The following is a 485-nucleotide window of genomic DNA, read 5'->3' on the forward strand; positions in this document are numbered from 1 at the left end:
ACTACGTCTTCTTCAAGCAGAACAACGGCTTTCTAATCTCGTACACGGCGATCACTGACGCGCTCCAGTTGAAGAACTGCGCGATCATGTGGCGGTGGAAAGAGACAGAGAAAACAGACACCACGAAGTACAAGGGCCTCACTGACGAGGCCCTTACTCTTTTGGTGCAGCAACTTGCAGACGGTCAACCTGAGATCGTCGAAGCATCGACCGAGTTGGTTGTGGATCAGATGTCGGGGATGCCCGTCAACGTCCATGACGTGAAGATCAAGACCACGCGCAAGACTGGCAAGGTCCACATTGAGGCGTTTCCTCCTGAAGAGTTGCTGGTTGCCCGCAACTGGAATAGCCCGATCCTGGAGGATTGCCCCTACGTCTGCCGGATGATGCGTGTCACGCTCTCCGAGCTGCGTGAAATGGGCTTTGACGTTGAAGTCGATGACCTGACGGACGCTGACCGGATCGAGGTTTCCGCTGATCGCACG

Annotated in this window: 1 protein-coding gene; it reads left to right on the top strand. The window is 55.3% G+C overall.

Translation table 11 applies throughout. The features are described from left to right. On the top strand, positions 1-485 hold a 485-nt coding region (locus tag H6A28_RS14870; protein ID WP_204481075.1), incomplete at both ends, for a portal protein.

Source organism: Bacteroides mediterraneensis, from assembly GCF_016900355.1.
GTDB lineage: Bacteria > Bacteroidota > Bacteroidia > Bacteroidales > Bacteroidaceae > Phocaeicola.